General features: G+C 42.6%; 18 protein-coding genes. 12 read left to right on the forward strand and 6 right to left on the reverse strand.

From position 1 onward, the window contains the following. Window positions 1–8: 8 nt before the first annotated feature. Window positions 9–1,481: a hypothetical protein gene (locus tag QWZ17_RS06905; RefSeq protein WP_290304334.1), complete on the reverse strand. Its 1,473-nt coding sequence runs from the start codon at window positions 1,479–1,481 to the stop codon at window positions 9–11. Between the two features lie 614 nt (window positions 1,482–2,095). Here QWZ17_RS06905 and QWZ17_RS06910 point away from each other — a divergent pair. From QWZ17_RS06910 to QWZ17_RS06940, 7 genes are read left to right on the forward strand one after another with little or no spacing between them, the layout of a single operon-like run. Further along, window positions 2,096–2,932 carry an ABC transporter ATP-binding protein gene (locus QWZ17_RS06910; protein WP_290304336.1) on the forward strand — a complete coding sequence of 279 codons (837 nt, stop codon included), beginning with the start codon at window positions 2,096–2,098 and terminating at the stop codon, window positions 2,930–2,932. A 3-nt stretch (window positions 2,933–2,935) separates the two neighbouring features. After that, entirely contained in the window at window positions 2,936–3,727 is a 792-nt protein-coding gene (locus QWZ17_RS06915) for a hypothetical protein (RefSeq protein WP_290304338.1), read from the forward strand. A gap of 11 nt (window positions 3,728–3,738) precedes the next feature. Next, window positions 3,739–4,140, forward strand: a complete 402-nt coding sequence (locus QWZ17_RS06920; protein ID WP_290304340.1) for a GntR family transcriptional regulator — start codon at window positions 3,739–3,741, stop codon at window positions 4,138–4,140. Then, entirely contained in the window at window positions 4,124–4,858 is a 735-nt protein-coding gene (locus QWZ17_RS06925) for a hypothetical protein (RefSeq protein ID WP_290304341.1), read from the forward strand. The genes QWZ17_RS06920 and QWZ17_RS06925 overlap by 17 nt, the downstream gene beginning before the upstream one ends. A 23-nt stretch (window positions 4,859–4,881) precedes the next feature. Next, window positions 4,882–5,769, forward strand: a complete 888-nt coding sequence (locus tag QWZ17_RS06930) for an ABC transporter ATP-binding protein (protein ID WP_290304343.1) — start codon at window positions 4,882–4,884, stop codon at window positions 5,767–5,769. Between the two features lie 12 nt (window positions 5,770–5,781). Next, window positions 5,782–9,417 (forward strand): ABC transporter permease/M1 family aminopeptidase, encoded by a 3,636-nt coding sequence (locus tag QWZ17_RS06935; protein ID WP_290304345.1) that lies wholly within the window; start codon window positions 5,782–5,784, stop codon window positions 9,415–9,417. Between the two features lie 6 nt (window positions 9,418–9,423). After that, window positions 9,424–9,648, forward strand: coding sequence for a hypothetical protein (locus QWZ17_RS06940; RefSeq protein WP_290304347.1), 225 nt, complete (start codon window positions 9,424–9,426; stop codon window positions 9,646–9,648). Between the two features lie 24 nt (window positions 9,649–9,672). Here the strand turns inward: QWZ17_RS06940 and QWZ17_RS06945 are convergent, their stop codons facing one another. Next, on the reverse strand, window positions 9,673–10,056 hold the full coding sequence (locus tag QWZ17_RS06945; RefSeq protein ID WP_290304349.1) for a hypothetical protein: 384 nt from the start codon (window positions 10,054–10,056) through the stop codon (window positions 9,673–9,675). A 136-nt stretch (window positions 10,057–10,192) separates the two neighbouring features. Between QWZ17_RS06945 and dinB the strand changes: the two genes are divergently transcribed. Continuing rightward, window positions 10,193–11,311 carry a DNA polymerase IV gene (gene dinB, locus QWZ17_RS06950; protein WP_290304351.1) on the forward strand — a complete coding sequence of 373 codons (1,119 nt, stop codon included), beginning with the start codon at window positions 10,193–10,195 and terminating at the stop codon, window positions 11,309–11,311. Window positions 11,312–11,577: 266 nt separating this feature from the next. Beyond that, complete coding sequence (locus QWZ17_RS06955; protein ID WP_290304440.1) at window positions 11,578–14,478, forward strand: DEAD/DEAH box helicase; 2,901 nt, start codon at window positions 11,578–11,580, stop codon at window positions 14,476–14,478. Window positions 14,479–14,857: 379 nt separating this feature from the next. Here the strand turns inward: QWZ17_RS06955 and QWZ17_RS06960 are convergent, their stop codons facing one another. Both QWZ17_RS06960 and QWZ17_RS06965 read right to left on the reverse strand, forming a co-directional pair. Beyond that, complete coding sequence (locus QWZ17_RS06960; RefSeq protein WP_290304352.1) at window positions 14,858–16,051, reverse strand: CapA family protein; 1,194 nt, start codon at window positions 16,049–16,051, stop codon at window positions 14,858–14,860. A 44-nt stretch (window positions 16,052–16,095) separates the two neighbouring features. Further along, the gene (locus QWZ17_RS06965; RefSeq protein WP_290304354.1) at window positions 16,096–16,686 is read right to left on the reverse strand and encodes a C40 family peptidase; all 591 of its coding nucleotides are present in this window, start codon (window positions 16,684–16,686) and stop codon (window positions 16,096–16,098) included. 507 nt (window positions 16,687–17,193) lie between these two features. On the opposite strand from QWZ17_RS06965, the gene pdhA reads away from it, so the two are divergent. Together pdhA and QWZ17_RS06975 are read left to right on the forward strand one after the other, a co-directional pair. Next, the gene (pdhA, locus tag QWZ17_RS06970; protein ID WP_290304356.1) at window positions 17,194–18,189 is read left to right on the forward strand and encodes a pyruvate dehydrogenase (acetyl-transferring) E1 component subunit alpha; all 996 of its coding nucleotides are present in this window, start codon (window positions 17,194–17,196) and stop codon (window positions 18,187–18,189) included. A 105-nt stretch (window positions 18,190–18,294) separates the two neighbouring features. Then, window positions 18,295–19,938 (forward strand): 2-oxo acid dehydrogenase subunit E2, encoded by a 1,644-nt coding sequence (locus tag QWZ17_RS06975; protein ID WP_290304358.1) that lies wholly within the window; start codon window positions 18,295–18,297, stop codon window positions 19,936–19,938. A gap of 329 nt (window positions 19,939–20,267) precedes the next feature. Here the strand turns inward: QWZ17_RS06975 and QWZ17_RS06980 are convergent, their stop codons facing one another. Continuing rightward, on the reverse strand, window positions 20,268–20,519 hold the full coding sequence (locus QWZ17_RS06980; RefSeq protein WP_290304359.1) for a hypothetical protein: 252 nt from the start codon (window positions 20,517–20,519) through the stop codon (window positions 20,268–20,270). 14 nt (window positions 20,520–20,533) lie between these two features. Beyond that, window positions 20,534–21,745, reverse strand: a complete 1,212-nt coding sequence (locus QWZ17_RS06985; protein WP_290304360.1) for a PQQ-dependent sugar dehydrogenase — start codon at window positions 21,743–21,745, stop codon at window positions 20,534–20,536. Between the two features lie 225 nt (window positions 21,746–21,970). Here QWZ17_RS06985 and QWZ17_RS06990 point away from each other — a divergent pair, with 225 nt between their 5' ends. Next, on the forward strand, window positions 21,971–22,783 hold the full coding sequence (locus QWZ17_RS06990; protein ID WP_290304361.1) for a hypothetical protein: 813 nt from the start codon (window positions 21,971–21,973) through the stop codon (window positions 22,781–22,783). The last annotated feature ends 204 nt before the right edge of the window (window positions 22,784–22,987 follow it).

The following is a 22,987-nucleotide window of genomic DNA, read 5'->3' on the forward strand; positions in this document are numbered from 1 at the left end:
CCTTGCCGCTATTTCGCCTTTGTGTCAAGATTAAATTCAAACAATTTATTGGTTAGGGCATAGTCATATTGCTGTTTAGTTAAGTAGATAGCCGCCTCATCATATCTTAGATGATAAAAGTTGCCTGTTAAGTTATTCTCTCGACTTAATTGTTTTAAAAACGTCGGAAATTTAACATCAAACCATCCGTAGGCCGTAGGGAAGGTATATGAATGAATTTTACCTTTTGATAAGTATTGCAGTTTAAAACCACGGCTAGCTTTGATTTGGATAATTTTTGAAGGATTAAATTCCCCATGTGTAATTTGCGCAAAATGAGTCAACAGATCAGCATAGGGCAAACTTTGAACACTTTCGGCATCATGTAAATTATAGATCACGCCTGGGAAGTTAGATAATAGCGTGGCAGTTGAAAATGGATCAGCAGCCTCAGTTTCATCAATTGCTTCTTTTAGCCGGGCGTTTGAAAGGTGTTTAAAAACACCCATTTTTTTCCAGCCGGCAATGGTGCTATCTATCTTCGCTGATGTTAATGCATTGTCATACCCGTCCATACTTACAAGCATATAAGACATGCAGGGCTCTTTCATGAATATTTCACCTTGTACGTTTTTTAAAGCTATAAGGGCAAAACAGTTGATATCTTCCTTAGGGCCGGTATGGCTGAGCATCATACTGTGTAAGCGATATGGTGATTTACTGTCTGTTAAAACTTTATTAAAAATGCGATAGAAATCTTCAACAAAAATATCCTTAGGGATAACTTTGCCCCGCGGGTTCCTGTAATTGTTGATGGGAAGGCTGATGTGCTTGTAAACATGTCCATTACAAGTTAAACTCACCTTAAACCTAACTCCATTTAACGAAATGGAGGTGTCTGGTATTTCCGTGTAGCTGAAATCAGTAAACTCAAGGTCAGGTAATATTGAGGCAATATCGCGATGCATCTGTTCTAACCAAATAGCGGGGTCGTCAGGGTATTTGGCCATATCAAAAACCCGGTCAAAGTTGCAATAATCGTTTAACTGAAATGCCGATTCTATTTTGCCTTGATTGATATCATCCTTCAGCCGTAGAAAAGATGAATCGTTAACGATACTATTTTTGTGTAGTTCTTCTGCAACAGGTAGTAATCGTTTTGGAGTCAACCACTCCATACGTGAACTCATTTCTGTTAAACTACCTATCATTTGCAGTTCAACTAAGTAACGGCCACTGTCTATACTTTTTAATGCGTAAGTATAAACCTTATCGGTAAGCAAGCCTGCTTTTTTTATCTTTTCCAACAATACCCGAAGCGACATATTGATGCTATCCTGGCTTTTTTTATTGATGTGTTTGTTAGTATAAGAATAGGAAAAACCAGTTTTATGTGGATCGATATGATAAGTTTTTTGAAGAATGATGCTTTCTAATCCGCCAAGGATCGAAATGCGATAAGGAGTATGGGTTTTATTGTTTTGATGCGTGAGTTCCTTCACTATTATAGGACGGTCTTGTGCCGTTATAACCCTAAACTTAATAAGGCTGTCAATCGTTGCCGATGGCGATTGCCCATAAGCTTTATTGAATAAGAAACAAAAATTTATAAATATGATAAGGTAACGTTTCATACTATCCGTAGTTGGTATTTTCGTACTACTAAACTATAAAACATTTCCGGGTAGTACTACAAGACTAATAGGGTTATATTTGAATAACAGGCAAATATATCCGTTTCGGGCTACATTGGCAGCGCCCTCTAACCGCAAAATAATATTGGTTAATAAAATTAATTTTTTTAATAAAAGTGATTTCAATGCAGTGTTGTTGGCCTACCCCGGTAAAACGCCTCTTGCAAAAACCTGCGTTACTTTATAACGCTCAAGCTAAATCTGCCATAAATGGAACAGCAATAAACTGCAGGCTCACGTTAATTTGCCTTGTTAATCAACCTTAGCCGAATCCTGTTCGTTTGCACTTCCATGGGTGGTTTTCTTTTGTGTATCGAGTGGAATCTGCACCCCTGAAAATAATTTTGTCAAATCATTAGGAATTATCAAAAATAGCACCGTGATTTGTGGTGTATTAGTTAACCAACACACCGCTACTCTTTATGATTGAAATTAAAAATCTGAGTTTTGGATATGCCAAGCAAACCTTGTTATTTAAGGATTTAAACCTGTCATTACGGCAAGGCCATATTTATGGGCTGTTGGGCAAAAACGGGGCAGGTAAATCAACGCTGTTAAAGAATATGGCAGGCCTGGCCTATCCGCAATTGGGGAGCTGTATGCTTAACGGCAAAAGTGTATCTGGCAGGCCGGTATCCATCCTGGAACAAATCTATTTTCTGGCCGAAGATATTTACGTGCCATCATTTACCCCGGCGCAGTATGTGGCCAATACCGCCGGCTTTTACCCTAAGTTTAGCAAATCTGATTTTTATATCTACCTCAAAGCGTTGGATGTTGATGAAAACGCGGTGATGGATAAACAATCATTCGGTCAGCAAAAAAAAGCGATGATCGCTTTCGGCCTTGCTACCAACACCAATCTGCTTATTATGGATGAGCCTACCAACGGGTTGGATATCCCCTCAAAAGTACAATTCAGAAAACTAATAGCCTCTGTACTTACCGATGAGCGCTGCATAGTGATATCAACCCACCAGGTACGTGACCTGGATAGCCTGATAGATACGCTGCTGGTTTTGCACGAAAAGGAAATTGTAGTTAACCTCCCAATGGATGAAGTGGCTGAAAAACTAACATTCGGTTTTTACAGCGATACCGAAGGATTGAAGCCCCTTTATGAAGAAAAGGATATGCGCGGCACCAATGCCATTTTGCAAAACACAACAGGGAAGTTTAGCAAAGTTGATCTTGAATTGTTGTTCAACGCTATCATAGGCGGTAACAAAAAAATAGTTGAATTATTAAAAGCATCGTAACATATGTCAAACTTTTTTAGTCCGGCCCGGTTTAGCAGGCTTTTTATCAAGCATAGCCAGGAGTATTACACCCGGTACCTGATGTCGACAGTGGTATTGGTAGGTGTAATGGTAATGGGCGGCAGCTTTTTGATTTATATGATCAATACCTCGCTCGATCCTATGTTCCAGATCCTGCTATACGTTTGGCTGCTGTTATTGGGCGGCTCCATATTTACCAGTACGATATTTGCCGAGTATGGCAGTAACAAAAAAGTGATCACAACGCTTTCCTTACCAGCCAGCCATTTCGAAAAATACCTGGTGGCATGGCTTTATTCCTTTCTTATTTTGTTTGTGGTAGTTACGGTTAGCTTTTTTGCGGTGATGCTGTTTTTAATAAACGTAAAGCACTTTCCTCAACAACAGCCCGAGTTGTTTAACCTATGGCAAAAACCAGGGGCGCTGCAATTTCCATTAATATTTATAGTGCTGGCTTTGTATTCGTTTTTACATTCTATTGCTTTTTACGGGGCTATTTATTTTAAAAAGCTTCACTTTATTAAAACCGCGTTTTTGTTTTTCATAGCCATAGCGGTTATGATGTATGGCAATAAGCTTATGAATGATTGGTTGTTTAATAAAGACACCATTGCCGGTTTGCCTTTAACAAACGTTGGCTTTTTTGAAAACGGGCATATGGTGGTCATAAACCTTACTAATAATAAAGAGCTATACACCTTTATCATGTATTGTGTTATAGCGGTATTGTTTTGGGTTGCCGCCTATTTCAGGTTAAAAGAAAAGCAGGCTTAATTACACAGCACATGGATTTTAAAGAAAACGAACCCATATACCTGCAAATTGCCGGGGCAGTAAGCGAAAATATATTAACGGGCAAATGGCCGGCCGGCGAAAAGATAACCTCTATCCGCGATTTGGCCATTGAACTGGAGGTTAACCCCAACACCGTTAACCGCGCTTACGAGCTTTTGCAAAACCAGGAGGTAATTATCAACAAACGGGGCATGGGCCTTTTTGTAGCTGCCGATGGTGCCGCGAAAATAAAAGCTATACGTAAAGAACGCTTTATGCAACAGGAACTGCCCGAGTTTTTCAGGAACATCCTGCTGCTTGATATTGAGTTAGATGACCTGCAGCAAATTTATCTGCAGTATAAAAAAGACAATAAACCTAAAACAGATACCGGCCATGAAAACGAGCAATAAAATTGTATTAGCCATTTTGCTTACACTGGTTATATCAAACATTGTGTACGCCATAGCGCTAAAAAGGGAATACCTAACCGGGCATTATAAAGACCCTTACTTTAATTTCACCACCTTACCTTATCGCAATTTTAATGAAGTAACCATCAACCCATCAGAAAACATTAATGTAAAATTGGTGCAGGGGCCATTTAAAGTGATGGTGCACAATGTGCCGAAAGATAATTTAGTGTTTAAGCAAACCGGCAATAAGCTACAGGTTGATTTAAACTGGGGGTACGCCCGCTTTAATCCCGGCGATGCGTACATGATCATCATATCGTGCCCAAACCTTAAAGCGGTGCATGCAAACGCTATTTATATACTAAACAAGGTGAGCTACACGGATACAGCCGCTTTTGATGGCTGGTCGGCACACCGTGTGTTAATAGATGGTTTTAAACAAGATAGCCTTAGTATTACCCAGCAATGGGGAAGCCAGGTAGTATTGGCAAACAATACGCTTAAGTATTTAAACACCGAAACCAGCATCAATGATCGCAGCCTGGCAAAACTTACTGTGCTTAAAACCAATAATATCCAGCACAGTAATTTCGATATCCGTAACAAAGGTCAGCTTATTTTAAGTGAGGCCAATATTACCAATTTGCATTACCAACTGGCAGATAGCGCCTTGCTGATCATGAACGGGGCTGCCATCAAATCCATAAAAAAATAAACTGTTTCAACCTTCCAATCCTTATGAAATTACAAATCAATTCACTCTCCAAAACATACTCCAACGGTGTGCACGCGCTAAAGGATGTATCGCTTACTTTAAATAATGGCATGTTTGGTTTATTGGGGCCAAACGGCGCGGGTAAATCTTCTTTAATGCGCACCATAGCCACCTTGCAGGAGGCCGATGCCGGCAGCATTTTTTTAGATGAGCTGGATGTACTTAAAAACAAAACCGAGGTACGGCAATTGCTGGGCTACCTGCCGCAGGAGTTTGGCGTATATCCTAAAATAAGTGCCGAACGTATGCTTGACCATATTGCCCAACTCAAAGGCGTAGGCAATAACGCCGAACGCAAAGAACTCGTTGCCGCCCTGCTTGATAATGTAAACCTGGGCAAGGATAAAAAGAAAAACCTGGGCACTTATTCGGGCGGGATGAAACAGCGTTTTGGAATTGCGCAGGCGCTGATTGGTAACCCCAAACTTATTATTGTTGATGAACCTACGGCCGGGCTTGATCCCGCCGAGCGAAACCGCTTTTATAACCTGCTGAGCCAGCTGGGCGAAAATACCATTGTGATCCTGTCAACCCATATTGTGGAAGATGTAAGCACCCTGTGTTCCAACTTCGCCATTATTTGCCAGGGCGAGGTATTATACGCCGGCGAACCGGATATAGCGGTAAGCGAAATGGAAGGCCGCATTTTTAGCAAAGCCATTGATAAGGCCGAACTAAGTTTTTACCAGGATGATTTTTCGGTGATCTCTACCCAGTTAAAAACGGGTAAACTCCACATCCGTATCCTGGCCGAAACTGATCCGGGTAAAGGTTTTGCCCCCGCAACGCCCAACCTGGAGGATGTATACTTTAGCAACATTGCTACCCGTGTAGATGTAAATACCATTTAAAACCCTACCACTATGTTTTGGAAAATATTTGCTTTTGAGGTACAAAATCGCCTCAGGAGGCCTTTGGTGTACGCCTATTTTTTCGCTGCACTTGTTTTTATAACAGTTTCTTTTGCAACAGGTTCGTTGCCCGTTGGCGAAAAGGAGCATATCAACAGCCCCATGCTCATCGCGTTTGCCATGGGATGGATCAGCATTTTTATGATGCTGGTAACATCGGGCATTATGGGCATGCCTTTGTATAAAGATATTGAACACAATACTAAGGATTATTACCTCACTTACCCTATCACCAAAGCTGGTTACTTTTGGGGGAGGTACTTCAGCTCGCTAATGTTTGTGTTGATTATTGGCGGCGCGGTAATGCTGGGCGTTTTTTTAGGTACAAAACTCGGTCCGCTTATGCATTGGAAAGATGCCAGCAATTATGGACCAAATAACTTTATGTATTACTGGCAGCCATTTTTACTTATCGCGGTGCCTAACCTCATTTTTACATCATCCCTGTTTTACGGTTTGGTGGCTGTCACCCGTAATATTAAAGTGATATACAGCGGCGGCATCATCCTGTTTTTAGGTTACCTGATAGCTACCTTCTTTTTGCAGCGTACCAACAACCAGTATGTAATTAACCTGGCCGATCCTTTCGCGTTTAACGGCATCAGGCAGCAAAAACAATCGGCAACTGCGGCCATGCAAAACACCAACCTTATTGAGTTTGGCGGGCCGCTGTTGCTTAACCGTATCCTGTGGCCGGGCATTGGGCTATTGGTATTAATATTTACTTACATCCGCTTTAACTTTGAAGATTTTTTTAGCGGCAGGCGCGATAAAAAACTGATTAAAGATGGCGTAGTAAACCGCAGCGCCGCGCGCCCTAAAGTAGCTACTTCTTTTGCCGGCGCTTACAACCGTAAAACACTCATCAGCCTTACCAAAACCGAATTACTCAACATTGTACGTGATAATTACTTCTGGATCATTATCATTTGCGGCCTTACCTTTTTAGGCTTCGTGCTATCTATGGGGAATAGCTTTTATTATATTCCTGATTTTCCGCGCACGGTGGAGTTGCTGGATATTTTCAACGAGGTTTTTCCCTTCTTCATTTTCTTTATCATCATTTTTTACACCGGCGAAACCGTACACCGCGACCGCATTACCCGCTACGCCTTCATCAACGATTCATTACCCGCGCCCAACTGGGTTTTAAACGGATCGCGGTTGCTGAGTTTATTGATACTCGGGCTGGGTTTGTCCTTAGTACCCATGGTGCTGGGCCTGGGGATACAAATAGCCAAAGGTTATACGCAGTTTAATTTCCCTGTTTACCTGCTGTCGGTATTCGGGCTTATATTGCCCCGATTTTTAGAGATGGTGGTATTTTCATACGTGATACACGTGGTGGTGAATAACAAATTTGCCGCGCATGGCATCGGCATCACCATTTGGGTGGCTCTTTACTTTTTGCACACCACATCCATTTTTAACTATAACCTGCTGCTGTACTCTTACACGCCGGGCTATCGTATTTCAGATATGGATAGCATTGGCCACATGATTACGTCAGTTGCATGGTTTAACACCTACTGGCTGGTAACCGCCGGCCTGCTCATAGTTGTGGCCGCGTTGTTTTATTACCGTGGTGTATCATCAACCTTTAAAGAGCGGTGGCAATTGGTAGCCGGCAGGTTTAACACCACAACCCGCTTAATTACTGCGGTATTACTAATTGCTTTTGTATCGCTTTCGTCCTTCATTTATTACAATGTAAGCTACCTGAATAGCTATCTCACCAAATCTGAAAATGACGGGCGCGCTGTATTATATGAGCGCACGCTTAAGCGCTATGAAAACCTGCCGTTACCCAGCGTAACATCGGTAAAACTGGCGGTAGATATCTATCCCGAAAAACAACAATCAAATACACACGGTTACTTTACATTGGTTAACAATACTCAAACAACCATAAATCAGGTACTCATTGACGGGGACGACCTGCCCGAATATGATTTGAAAATTAACGGTAAGCCAATGCCATTTACTACACCTCTGATTTATGAGCAGGGCAAGTTTAACTGGTTTAGACCCAAACAGGATACCGCCGATTTCAGACTATATAAATTTGAACAGCCATTGGCTCCCGGCGATTCGACTGTGGTTGAACTTCATTCGGCCGTTTATCATAATGGCTTTAGTAATGATTTGTACAGCGCCGATCTGTTGCGAAACGGTACATTCTTTAAAGGAGGCTTACCGGGTATAGGCTACGACGAAGACGACGAAATGAGCAGCCCTTATGAACGTAAGCGCTATGGCTTACCGCCCAAAAAAGAAGATGTTTATGAACAAAATGATCCCCGGGGTACCAACACATTAAGGATTGGCAAAGGCGCGTGCATCCAAAAGTTCGATCTTACGGTAAGCACATCTGCGGGGCAAACCGCTGTTTCGGCAGGTAGCTTACAAAAACAGTGGACAAAGGATGGTCGCAATTATTTCCACTATGTACAAAGCACCCCGGGCATGTATCCGCCGTTTGGTATTTTGAGTGCGAATTATGCTTTGATGCGCGATACTGTTAAGTTAAATGACGGTAGCCCGGTTAATGCCAGTGTATTTTATAATCCCTTGCACGCTGCCAACATTCACCGATATCACACTGCCATTAAAGACGGCATTAAGTACCTTTCGGCCAGCTACGGTAACTATCCTTTTGATGAAATGCGGATAGCCGAAACCGGGGTTTATGGTCCGCAGGCCTCTGTGCTATCAACATTAGGCACCTATACCGAAAGTGATGGATGGAATGCCGATTTCAGTAAGTCCGGCTTATTTGATTTTTGCTATTACAACGCCATGATACAGGTAGCCCAGCAATGGTGGCGTTACCAGGTGGCACCAAATAATACCATTGGTTCTTATGTGATTCCCGAAGGCCTGGCCAGGTACGATGCCTTTGTTATGGTTGAGAAAAAGTATGGCAAAAACAACATTCACGATGTATTGCAGGACGAAATGTGGCGGTACCTATATTTCCACAGCAGGGGCAACGAACCCGAACATACCTTGTTGCGCGCCAATGAATGGCATGAGTACCAGGGCAAAGCGGCCAACGTGTTATATGGTTTAAGAGATCTCATCGGCGACAAGAATATGAATGCCGCCCTGCACGAGTTTAAGGATGCCTACGCCTTTAAAAAACAGCCCCCTTATCCCGGCAATAACGATCTTTACCAGTACCTGCAAAAACATACGCCCGATTCGGTAAAATATTACTTAACCGATACCTGGGAAAAAATCACCTTTTATGATAACCACGTAGTAGATGCCAAAGCCACTGCCATGGGTAACGGGCAGTATAAAGTAACGCTGAAAGTAAGCACCGGCAAAGTCTACATCAACAGTAAAGGCGATGATGTACCTGCAACTATGAATGACTATATCGATATAGGTGTTTTTGCTGCCGATAGCAAGGATAAGCAAGGTTATAACCAGGTAAACCCGCTATATTTTAAAAAACATAAGTTAACAGCAGGGCAACATACCATCACCGTTATTGTAAAAGGCAAACCGGAAAAAGTAGGCATCGATCCTTACAATAAACTCATTGACCGGGTGCCGAGGGATAATACCAAAGTATTGTAGCCGTTTATGGATCAAGAGCAACTGATTCAAATAACCATTAAAAAATTGATGCACGAGGCGAGTAGGGCCGAGCTTACAGCCTTAGATGAGCAAATCAGAAATAATACCGCAAGCTGCTTTTTTGTGCAAACAATAACGGATTATTTTACCGGGGAGTATCAGTACAATAATGCTAATGCTTCCCGGTTGTTTAACAACATCAAGAAAAAAATCACTGATGAAGAGAAATAGCAGTCTTATTTAGCGACCGCTTATTTAATCTGACACTAAAACTGTGTCAAAAGCCATAGTACGATATTTTAAGATACTATCAAGGCTATTGTAACTACCCCGTGAATCGCCCTGCGGCGCTATTGAATTACCGTGTTGCCGGTAAAGTTTAATAAGCTGTTTACCAACTTCAATATCTTTTTTGCGACTATAAGCATTGCAAAGGCATAGAGCCAGTTTATGCTTGGCAAGTTGGTATCCATCATCGGCCGTATCTACAGCGGCGTAATATTTAAACTCGACACTGCAGTTTTTAAAAGATAGCGTGTGGGTTGATTTTAAAATGATATATGGCAGTACCCAAAAACAAACCACCGCTATAAAAGCCAATCCCTCTAATACCACCCCCGCTGTTCTCCGCTCTGCCATCGCACCTTTTATTTTTGATATTAATACTGATAACTGTAATAGGTAACCCAGTACACGCTAATGTAGTTTATCTTTCAAACGCCATAGTGTAAACTCAATTGCAACCCTTTCATTCCCCAACCCCTATATTTGCTTTATGCCAGATCAGCCTGCAACAATATTCCGTAAAATTATCCATATTGATATGGATGCCTTTTACGCGTCGGTTGAGCAGCGTGATTTCCCCGAGTATCGGGGCAAGCCTCTGGTGGTTGGCGGACTACCTCAAGGGCGGGGCGGCGTGGTGGCTACAGCCAGTTATGAGGCACGTAAATTTGGGGTGCGGTCGGCTATGTCATCTAAGCGGGCTTTACAGCTTTGTCCGGACGCCTTGTTTGTACTGCCACGTTTCAATGCTTACCGGGAGGTATCGCAGCATATCCGCGAAATTTTTAGCCGCTATACCGATCTTATTGAACCACTATCTTTAGATGAAGCTTACCTTGATGTAACCAACGATAAACTGGGCATAGGTTCGGCCATTGACATTGCTAAACAAATTAAGCAGGCTATAAAAGATGAGCTTAATCTCACCGCTTCGGCAGGTGTATCTATCAATAAATTTGTGGCCAAAATAGCGTCGGATATCAATAAACCCGACGGCCTGAAATTTATTGGTCCATCCAGCATTGAAAGTTTTATGGAGGGCCTGGCGGTCGAAAAATTCTTTGGGGTAGGTAAGGTAACGGCTCAAAAAATGAAGCAAATGGGCCTGCATACCGGTGCCGACCTGAAGCGGCTAACTGAACCCGAAATGGTTAAAAACTTTGGTAAACCCGGCCGGTTTTATTACCAGATTGTACGTGGCATTGATAACCGTGAAGTTCAACCCCATCGCGAAACCAAGTCCCTCGGCGCCGAAGATACTTTTGCCTATGATTTAACCACCCTGCCCGAAATGGAGGCCGAGCTGGATAAAATAGCGCTTACTGTACACAATCGACTGCTTAAGTATGAACTGAAAGGCCGCACGCTTACCCTTAAAGTAAAATATCACGATTTCAAACAGATTACCCGCAACCAGTCATTCACCACCGCGTTTAATGACCTGGAAACTATAGGCCGGGTAGCCAAACAATTGATGGCGGCTACTGATACCGAGGATGCAAAGGTAAGACTGCTTGGAATCACCCTATCTAACTTTGGCGATGTAACGCCCCGTCAACGTGAAGAAAAAGAAGCCGGACCGGGCGATCAACTGGCTTTGGAGATTTAGCCCCGCTGTAGTATGAATTTAATATCGAACACTGAATGCCCAACATCGAATAATGAAGGCAAAATTCGGTGTTGGACATTCGAAATTCATTATTCGATATTACTTCCAAAACCTAAACTCAATCAACCACTTACCCCAGTCAACTTAATCAACCATTCCTCCACCCGCAATAAAAAAAATAAAAAACCTTTCAATTCCCCTAAATTCTCATTACGTTTGAATTTTTTGTTGATGTAGCTTTTATTAATTTTTATCAAAAGTTAATGATGCTACGAGTAGACAGTACAAAACCATGCCAGATCATTTATGCCATTGCCCGGCATGATTACCTTGGTTATGTTATTGAACCACACATCGTTCAGCTTAACCCCAACGGCGAATTTTCATTAACCTACCAGCGTTTATTCAGCAATACAGCCAAAGAATTTATCCATTGCCTTGATGATACCGATCTGAAACTGATTAAGGTTTTGGAAGAGATGGAGCAAGGCAACGTGATCAAAAAGTTTTATAAAAAGCCCATCCGCCCGTTTGAGTTTTTCTCCAAGATATTTACGGAACAGCTTTTTGAGGTTATCCGCCCCAAAATTGAAAAACGGATGGTGGAGGCCCTTAACCTGATCATGCAAGCCGGTAAAAAGGTATACCAGATGAGCAAGGAAGGCTATCCCGGCGAACGTAAGCTGCAAATGGCTACCGAAGCTGCTTCGGTGCTGTTCCATTTCAGGCGTGGCGATGATGAGATCAGGTATTTCCCTACTATCAAGTACCAGGGCATGCGGATTGAGTTTATGTTTAAAAATGCGGAGATCATTTGCAATCACCCCGCCTGGATGATGCTGGATGATACTCTGTACTATTTTGATAAAGAGATTGAGGGTAAAAAGCTGGTACCGTTTTTAAATAAACGTTACATAGCCATCCCCAAATCGTCGGAGCAATCATACTTTGAACGTTTTGTAGCGCCACTTATTGAAAAGCACAACGTTTACGCCGAAGGTTTTACCATCAATACCGAAAAGTACGATGCCCGCCCGGTGTTGAAACCTATTTATGTGGAGGGCGGCGTTTCGCAAATACAGCTTAATTTTAATTACGCTGGCTATATTTTCCCTTACGGGGATGGCAGGCATGTATCTGTACGGATGGAGAAAAATGGCGATGATTACCTGTTCCATCGCATAAAACGCTCTACCACCTGGGAAAAAGGTAAGATGGCACTGCTGGAACAAATGGGCCTCAAAATAACCTCCAGCCTGTTTCAAAACCTGGAGGTTAACAATAATGATGAAGATGCCGATCATTCATTTTCGATATTTGAATGGTTCAACCAACATCACGACCAGCTGATAGAACAGGGCTTTGAAATTGAGCAGCCCGAGGGCGGCAAACGTTATGTATTTGGCAGTAGCAAAATTGACTTGGAGGTTTCAGAAAACAATGATTGGTTTGATATCAACGCCATTGTTTGGTTTGGGCCATACCAGGTTCCATTTATACAGCTACGTAACCACATTCTTAATCATAAAAAGGAATTTGTACTGCCATCTGGCGAGATCGCGGTAATACCAGAAAAATGGTTTTCGCAATATGGTAACCTGCTGCACTTTACAGATGGCAGTACCGACCTTAAACTACGGAGGCACCATATAGGCCTGGTTACCGATTTGGCCGAAGGCGAGATGGCCAACGTAACCATGACGCGTAAATTGCAACGCCTAAGCAACTTTGAAGAGCTGGAAGAGGTAGATATGCCCGAGAACTTTGCAGGCAATCTGCGCCCATACCAAAAAGCCGGCTATAACTGGTTTCACTTTTTAAAGCAATACCATTTTGGCGGTTGCCTGGCCGATGATATGGGTTTAGGTAAAACCATACAAACCCTGGCCCTGCTGCAAAAGCATAAAGAAATTACCGAAGCCGAAGGCGGCAAAAGCACCTCGCTGGTTATTATGCCAACGTCGCTTATATATAACTGGCTTAACGAGGCTAAAAAGTTTACGCCGCAATTGAGGCTGATGGTACATACGGGTACGTTACGCTACCGCTCGGCAGAGGTATTTGCCAACTATGATGTGGTGATCACTACCTATGGCATCAGTCGCATTGATATCGAAATGTTTAAGGGTTACTTTTTTGATTACGTGATCTTGGATGAAAGCCAGAACATCAAAAACCCGTCATCCAAATCGTTTCAATCGGTTAAGCAACTACGGTCGCGCTTTAAACTGATATTGAGCGGTACGCCGGTAGAAAACTCTGTTAATGATCTGTGGACTCAGATGTCGTTCATTAACCCCGGCTTGCTGGGTAGCCAGCAATTTTTTCAGAATGAATTTGTTAGTCCGATAGAAAAGAAAAAGGACGAGGATAAAGCCCATAAACTACAAGCCCTCATCAAACCTTTCGTACTGCGCCGTACCAAGGAGCAGGTGGCAACCGAGTTACCGCCTAAAACCGAAACGCTGTTGTATTGCGATATGAGCGAAGAGCAGTCGTCGGTTTATGAAAAAGTAAAATCAGAATACAGGAACGAATTGCTGAAAAGCCTGGAGGACGGCACCTTTGCCAAAACACAGATACAGGTATTGCAGGGCTTAATTAAGCTGAGGCAGATAGCCAACCACCCCATCATGATTGATAAAGATTATGAGGGAGATAGCGGAAAATTTGAAAACGTGGTACATACCCTGGCCAGCGTATTGGATGGCGGGCATAAGGTGCTCATATTTTCGCAGTTTGTAAAACAGCTTACCATTTACCGCGAGCATTTTGATACCGAGGGCATCCCTTACGTATACCTTGATGGCGGCACCCAAAACAGGGGCGATGTGGTAAAACAATTCCAGGAAGATAAAAAGACCAGGGTGTTCCTGATCTCGATAAAAGCCGGTGGTGTGGGCCTTAACCTCACCGAAGCCGATTACGTTTTCATTCTGGACCCGTGGTGGAACCCGGCCGTTGAGCAACAAGCCATCGACCGTACACACCGCATCGGCCAAACTAAAAACGTATTTATCTATAAATTCATCACCAAAGATTCTGTTGAGGAAAAGATCCTCGCGCTGCAACAACGTAAACTAAGCCTGAGCAGGGCTTTAATCACTACAGAAGAGAGCTTTATAAAATCGCTTTCTGCCGATGATATTAAGGAGATATTGGGGTAGGGGAAGGCTTTCATTTAGGTTCATTTGGCTGTTTTTTTCAATTCCCTCCCTCAAGAGGGGCGGGCAGGCATGTGCGCAAAGGCGGGGAGGGGTTTCTACTTGCGGCCTTAATAAAGGAGCACCTGACTCGCGGTTTAACCCCTACCCTCCTTCCCCAATGTCATTAAGTTAAGGAAAAACAGAATTAGAAATAATATCGAATAATGAATTTCGAATGTTCAACGCCGAAGGGTTTTACTTCATTATTCGATATTGGACATTCTGTGTTCGATATTAAAATCAACATTAAATCCTTAACTTAATGACATTGCCTCCTTCACCAAGGAAGGAATCGCACGTGCCCGCCGCTTCTTAATAAAACCCCAAATAGAACTAAGCCTTACTGCTGTGCCTTTGCCAATCCCAAAGAATCAGGCAACGTAGCCGTTATCTCACCATCATCATCAATGGCAAGGTTTCCTGCCGGGAAATCTGTTTGGGTAAGGGTACGTATGCGCATGGCCGCCCGGTTAAGTGTATCGCGCAATAATCCTAAATTATGATCCTGCCTGAACGAGATTAACCTGCCATGCAAAAACTGCCCTTTTTTATTTACATAAACTTTAAGCAGCGGAGCCAGGCCGCAAACACCGGCAACACTTACACAACGATAAGTGCAAAAATTACCCAGGCTGTAAGCAATTAAACGTCCGTTATAAATTTCCATAGCCCGGTTTACATGCGGACCGTTACCAAAAATCAAATCTGCCCCGGCATCAATAGCATTATGGGCAAAGACATGTACATCGCCACGTTTTTCGCCAATGAATGATTCCATCTGGAAAGGCACATGTTCATAGTTTACACCCTCGCCGCCGCCATGATAAGAAACGATGAGGACATCGCAACGCTGTTTTAATTCGCTGATGATACGGGCTGCACCTTTAAGGTCCAACAACGGAACGGTGGTAGCATTGGGTGCAAACGAACAGAACCCATATTTAACGCCATTCTGTTCAAAAACGGCGGTGGGTTTATCCAATAATCCCGCGTAATTAATGCCGAGGCTATCCAGCGTTTTCATAGTACTTAACCGCCCCTTAATATCAAAATCGGCAATGTGGTTGTTGGCTAAGCTCAGTACGTTAAAGCCCGCGTTTTTCAATACCCCTGCATATTTGGTAGGCATCCTAAATAAAAATGCTTTGCTTTTTTGGTGTAGCTTGTAATGTGCGGGATCGCCCTGGTCAAGTAACGTGCCTTCAAGATTACCGAATATCACATCAGAGTTATTAAGATCGGGTTTCACCGCGTTGAAGCTATTAACGGCACTATCCGGGGGCAGCATACTGCTATCCGGATACGATGTCCCTAACATAATATCGCCTACAGCGGCTATACAAAGGGTGTCATGCCTGGCGGGTATTGGAGCAGGCCCGGGTGGCTTGGCTGCAGCTACAACGGCCGTTTTTTGCTTTACAAGCGATTGTTTGTGAGCTTGTTTATTGTTATTGCAAGCTTGCAGCAACAATGCCATTGTAGTTGCTGCTAAAACTAAAATCCCGAATTTACCGGCAAAAAAAAATCCCCTCATATGCTTATGAAGGGACTAATTTAGATATTTAATTGAATTTCTTCTTAATTGTTACTTTCGTCATCACCACCCGCAGAGGCCGGGGCATTGCTCAGTTCTTCTTTAAATGATGCCAACATGCGGCCGCCTTTGTAAAAATAACGACTGTAATAATTATCATCGAGGCTGCTGATAGCCACACCTTTTGATGATGCATGGGCAAAACGGCCATTGCCTAAATAAATACCAACATGTGAAATTCTGCGGCTGTGAATTTTAAAGAAAACTAAATCGCCTTCTTTCAAATCATCTTTACCAACGGGATTAACCATGCTAAAAATATCACGTGAACTTCTTTTGATATCAAGGTTAAAAACTTCACTGTATAATTCTTTAGTGAATGCCGAGCAATCGATCCCTTTTCTTGATTCGCCGCCAAAGTGGTATGGGGTACCAATCCAGTCATAAACAAAGTGAAAAAGTTTCATATTTGAGGTTGCCGATAATGCAACACCCATAATCTGGGATAAGTATGTTTTAGCTAAACCGTCCTGCTCTTCAGTTTTATCTTCCGTTGTAACCGGAGCAGCTTTTGTTTGAGCCTGCGAGGCTAAAACAGTGAACATAAGGGCAATAGCCAGGGCAAATTTCTTCATTTAACGCGTTAAGTTTGTTGTTAGGGCCAACAAATTGTTTATTAAATCAGACACTTTGTCTATCGTTGATTACAAAACTATCCATATTTTTTAAAATTGCAAATTAATGATGCTTTTTTTTCAAAAAATGTAAAAAAAGGTCTTTTACAAACAATCTTATCAATCAATAGCACTTCCTATTACGTTTCTTCATCATTTAGGGTTACCTTATTTTAAGTATATTTTACTTTTGGTATAAAAAACATGCAAAAAAATAGTCTCAAAATCAGGACAATAGCAGTGTTTTAGCTGTTCAAACACTAAAAAGGCTATAAATTGCTTTTGCAAAACAGTAAAACCACCTTATAAAGTTTGGTTAAACAAACAAACCGCGCCATTTATTGCTTACTAAATGCGGCTGATATGAAATAAAAAATAAATCTTCATAACAATTTGGTTGCGGTTTCGATAATTTAAAGGATATAATTAGATTTGCGCTTTACTCCAAGAAACTGACTGTTTAAATACATGAGTTCAATCGAAATAACAAAGGACACTTACCTGATGTGGTACGAACAAATGCTGTTGATGCGCAAGTTCGAAGAAAAGACAGGACAACTATACGGACAACAAAAGATCAGGGGCTTTTGCCACCTGTACATTGGGCAAGAGGCCGTTTTGGCCGGTGCCATGTCTGTAATGAAGCAAGAAGACAGCATGATTACCGCTTATCGTGATCACGCGCATGCACTTGCCAAAGGCGTATCGCCAAATGCTATCATGGCCGAAATGTATGGTAAAGTTACCGGTTGCTCAAAAGGCAAAGGTGGTTCAATGCACATGTTTGATAAAAGCAAACACTTTTACGGCGGCCACGGTATTGTAGGCGGCCAGGTGCCACTTGGTGCCGGTGTTGCTTTTGCCGAAAAATATAAAGGCACCGAGTTTGTTAACATTACCTATATGGGCGATGGTGCTGTGCGCCAGGGCGCACTTACCGAAACCTTTAATATGGCTGCGCTTTGGAAATTACCTGTAATTTTCATTTGTGAAAACAATGGTTACGCTATGGGTACCTCTGTTGAACGTACTACCATCCAAACAGATATTTATAAATTAGGCTTACCTTACGGTATCCCTTCATCTGCTGTTGATGGTATGGACCCTGCCGCGGTACACGTTGCTATGGACGAAGCTATTTCACGTGCACGTGCTGGTGAAGGCCCTACTTTCTTAGAAATGCGTACTTACCGTTTCAAAGGTCACTCGATGTCTGATCCGCAGAAATACCGCACCAAAGAAGAGTTGGAAAGCTACAAAGCAAAAGATCCTATCGAAATGACCAAACAGGCCATTGTTGAAAAGAAATATGCTGATGAAGCCTGGTTTGAAGAAATGGACGCTAAAATTAAAGCCATTGTTGATGAAGCGGTACAGTTTGCCGAAGAATCGCCATGGCCGGATGCTTCTGAATTATATACCGATGTGTATGTTCAGGAAGACTATCCTTATATCAGAGACTAAATACTAAGCCAAAATTCAAAAGCCATTATTCATTTTTTGAATTTTGGCTTTTGAATTTTGACTTACAAAACGTTGTATTAAAATTATAACACATATAAAAAGTATATGGCCGAAGTAGTAAAAATGCCTAAGATGAGCGATACCATGACCGAAGGGGTATTGGCTAAGTGGCATAAAAAAGTTGGTGATAAGGTAAAATCAGGCGATGTATTGGCCGAGGTTGAAACCGATAAAGCTACCATGGATTTTGAATCGTACCAGGATGGCACCTTGTTGTTTATAGGTGTTGAAGAAGGTGCGGCCGTTCCGGTTGATTCGGTTATTGCCGTAATTGGTAAAGAAGGCGAAGATTACAAAACAGCCCTGGCCGGTAGTGGTAGCGAGCCTGCTGAAAAGAAACAAGAAAAAGCTGCCGAACCTGCACCGGTTGCCGATAAAAAACCTGCTGCTACGGCTGCACCAAAGGTTGATTTATCAGCCATACCTGCTACTGTTATCCGCATGCCCCTATTAAGCGATACCATGACCGAAGGCACCATTGAAAAATGGAACTTTAAAGTGGGCGATAAAGTAAAAGCTGATGACTCATTAGCTGATGTGGCAACCGATAAGGCTACCATGGAAGTTGTGGGTTACGAGGCCGGTACGTTATTATACATTGGTGTAAAAGAAGGCGAAGCTGCTGCCGTTAACGGTATTATAGCCATTGTAGGTAAAGAAGGTACCGATATTACTCCATTATTACAAGGTGGTAATGATGCGCCTGCTGCTGAAGAAGCTGCACCTGCTGCAAAAGCCGAAACTGCCGATGCCGCTCCCGCTGCTTCATCGTCAACCGATGATAGCCGTGTTAAAGCATCACCACTGGCACGTAAAATCGCGAAAGATAAAGGCATCAACCTTAATGATGTTAAAGGCAGCGCAGAAGGCGGCCGTATCATTAAAAAAGATATTGAGGAATACAAACCGGCTGCTAAACCAGCTGCAACACCTGATGCCGCGCCAGCCGCTGCTCCATCTGCGCCTGCTGCTAAAGCACCTGTTGTATTACCAACCTATACAGGCGAAGAGAAATTTACCGAAAGGCCGGTTACTCAAATGCGTAAAGCTATTAGCCGCCGCTTAAGCGAAAGCTTGTTCACTGCTCCGCATTTCTACGTAACCATGAGCATCGATATGGATCAGGCTATTGCTGCCCGTACCCGTATCAATGATATTGCTCCTGTTAAAATATCATTCAATGATTTTGTAGTTAAAGCAGTGGCTGTTGCATTAAAACAACATCCTGCCATTAACTCATCATTCCTGGGCGATAAGATCCGTACCAACGAGCATATTCACGTTGGTGTAGCCGTAGCAGTTGACGAAGGTTTGCTGGTACCTGTGATCAGGTTTGCCGATGGAAAATCATTAAGTCATATATCTGTTGAAGTAAAAGAACTTGCCGGTAAAGCAAAATCTAAAAAATTACAACCTGCAGAAATGGAAGGCTCAACCTTCACCATATCAAACCTGGGTATGTTTGGCGTTGATGAGTTTACCGCTATTATTAACACACCAAACGCGTGTATTCTTGCTGTAAGCGGTATCCAGGCTGTTCCGGTTGTTAAAAATGGTGCTGTGGTTGCAGGCAACGTAATGAAAGTTACCTTAAGTGCAGATCACCGCGTGGTTGATGGCGCTACAGCTGCTGCGTTCCTGCAAACATTAAAACAATTATTAGAAGAGCCAGTAAGGTTACTGATATAATTTTGTTGGACTTTTGGGACTTTGAGACTTTTGGACTTTTGTTGGACAAAAGATGAAGGACTAAAGGACAAAGGACTAAAAATATAAAAGAGCGATAGGGTTAACTTATCGCTCTTTTTTTGTGGAGTTTACAAATTCCCTCCCTCGGGAGGGGCGGGCTGGAAATGAGCGCAAAGGCAGGGAGGGGTTTCTAAAAGCGACTTAACATCATGTTAACGACTAAGTTTATTAAACCCCTACCTCCTCCTTCCCCCAAGGAAGGAATCGCACAAGTCTCCAATTCATATTTGATCAATATGTTAATAAGGCTAAATAACAGCTTCGCTCTTTTATTTCACCGACATAAACCCAATAGACTTCGCCACCTCTTCCTTAAAAGCAAGCCCCTGAATATACAGCTGATCGTCAATAATCTTGTAGCTAAATGACCGTTCATCTACCTTAAAACCATCCGCTTTAAATAACTCTTTGAGCTTTTCTGTAAGTTCTTTCCTGTCAAATACCGGGCTTACTTTCAGCAAATCGGTTGAAGGCTCCAATTTGATGCCTTCAACCTGGTATGAAAATATTTTTGAATCCATATATAAATATAGCCTTATTGCTTGCCAATGCGGTACATTTTACCATTATCAGTAACGCCATAAAGCGCGCCGTCTTTACCGGTATTTAATGCTCTCCAGCGTTCACGTTTATCTTTAAGCAAGCGTTCTTCGCCTACTACTTTGTTGTTTTTAATCACAAGGCGCACGATGTGCGAACTGCTTAGGCCGCCAACAAATAAATTACCCTTCCATTCGGGAATTTGGCTGCCGGTATAAAATGTAATACCGGCCGGGGATACCACCGGGTCCCAATAATAAATGGGCTGGGTCATGCCTTCTTTTTGCTGAATGGCATCGCCTACCGGCTGACCGCTATATTCAATACCGTAAGTAATTACCGGCCAGCCGTAGTTATTACCCGGGCGAATAATGTTAATTTCATCACCCCCACGCGGACCAAACTCATCTTCCCAGAGTTCGCCGGTCTCGGGGTTCCAGGCCATGCCTTCGGGATTACGGAAACCATAGGCATAAATTTCGGGCAATGCACCTGGTGTATTGGCAAACGGGCCACCTGCAACGGGCTTGCCGTCTTGAGTGATATGAATAATTTTACCAATAGCCGCGCCCAGATCCTGCGCTTTCATCCGGATATCGGCACCAGAGCGCTCACCGGTGCTTACAAACAGGTTGCCTTGTTTATCAAACAATATCCTCGATCCATATTGCAAAGTACCTTTATAAGCCGGCGTAGCGCGATAGATCACCTGTATATCATCAATCTTACTTTCATCTGCGGCTAATTTGCCCTTGGCTACGGCCAGGACATTGCCATCCGGTGTTTGCTCGGCGTAATCCCAGTAAATAATATGATTGCCGGTAAAATCAGGATCTATGTTCACGTCCAACAAACCGCCCTGCCCCTGGTTAACCACTGCCGGTAAATTGGTGATCTTTTTATCGGCTTTACCATCCGCTTTTAAAATTTGCATGGTGCCAACTTTCTCCGAGATCAGGAAACGTCCGTCGGGCAATACGCATAATCCCCATGGGTGGCTCAGTTCAGTATTGATAATAGTTACGGCATAAGGTGTTTGGGTTTTAACACCCGCAATACGGGTTTGGCCTTCAAAGGCCGGCTTGTATTGGCTGTTGGGAGTGTTAGTTTCAACAGGAGCGTTATCTGCGCTTGTTTGTGCCTGGCTGGCCGCCGCGGTTATAAGGGTAATACCCGTTATTAATGTTTTTTTTAATGTAGATAGCATTGGTTGCGTATTTAGTGTTTAGATAAATGTTACCCGTAAAAATACAATTTGGTTTTTGATATGCCTGTTTCACAATGTATTAAACAGGTTACATTTTGGCTTGTATGCATTAGCCGTCCCTCCCGGTTTAACCGGTATTCAATATTATGGTAATGTTATTATTGAAAAAATATTGAACACTTTAAAGCAAATTTTGTTTATTGCGTTAATAATTTATTAACTACCATGAAAAAACATACCTTATTACTCAGTTTAGTGGTCGCTGCAATAATAACCACTATTAATCCTGCGCATGCTCAGTTTGGCAGTTTATTACAAAAAGCTAAAGATAAAGCAGCCCAAAAAGCCAGCGATGCGATGGACAAAAAGGCGAGTACATCAACCGATCAAACAACCCCTAAAAGCAATAAAGCTACCATTCGCGAAGGGTTTGATTTTGTACCTGGCGATACGGTGCTACTTGCTGAGGATTTTGCCAACGCGGCCACCGGTGCATCTACACATACTTTTAAAACCAACGGATCGGCATCTGTAGTTACCATTGATGGCCAGGGTGGCAAATGGCTTGCCCTTGCCGACAACGCCACTTATAAATTTACTAAGCAGATATTTTACCCCAGGCACTTTACTGTTGAGTTTGATATTTTTACCGCTGTAGATGTTGTTAAAGATATTTATCCTATAACGGTTGGCTTTGTTAATGACAATAGCATAAAAGATTATAACAGCGGCACAGGCGCCTACCTGCAGCTTAAATATTATAACAATGATGATATTGAAGTTTATAGCTCATTCATCAGCAAAAACCTCAACACCAGGTTTGATCTTACGGCCTACGCCAACCGCCCTATGCACATCTCCATGAATGTTGATGGCGATCGTATGGCGGTATATATAGATAAAACCAAAATTGCCGATACTCAACTGTTTTTACCAACCACGGCAAAAAACTTTTTTATTAGCGGCCCAATGCAATACCATAATGGCGCAAAAGCGCTGGTAAGCAATTTCAGAATCATGGGCTTTAAAAAGAGCTAAGCCTTACCCTTAAATAGTCATTACCTGTTGCCTGCAATAAGTTATATAGCCAAACTTGCGAAGTTTTAAAAACTTCGCAAGTTTTTTTTCGCTGCGATATTTCTCGTTTCAATACGCCTTGTTGGCTTCAGTTTTGTTTAAAGATATTCCTTTAATTGCCTGTAACTAAATAAGGTTCGCTTTGTCTAAATTCCAAACAAAGCC

The sequence above is a fragment of the Mucilaginibacter flavus genome (assembly GCF_030409315.1).
In the GTDB taxonomy this organism is placed as follows: Bacteria; Bacteroidota; Bacteroidia; order Sphingobacteriales; family Sphingobacteriaceae; genus Mucilaginibacter; species Mucilaginibacter flavus.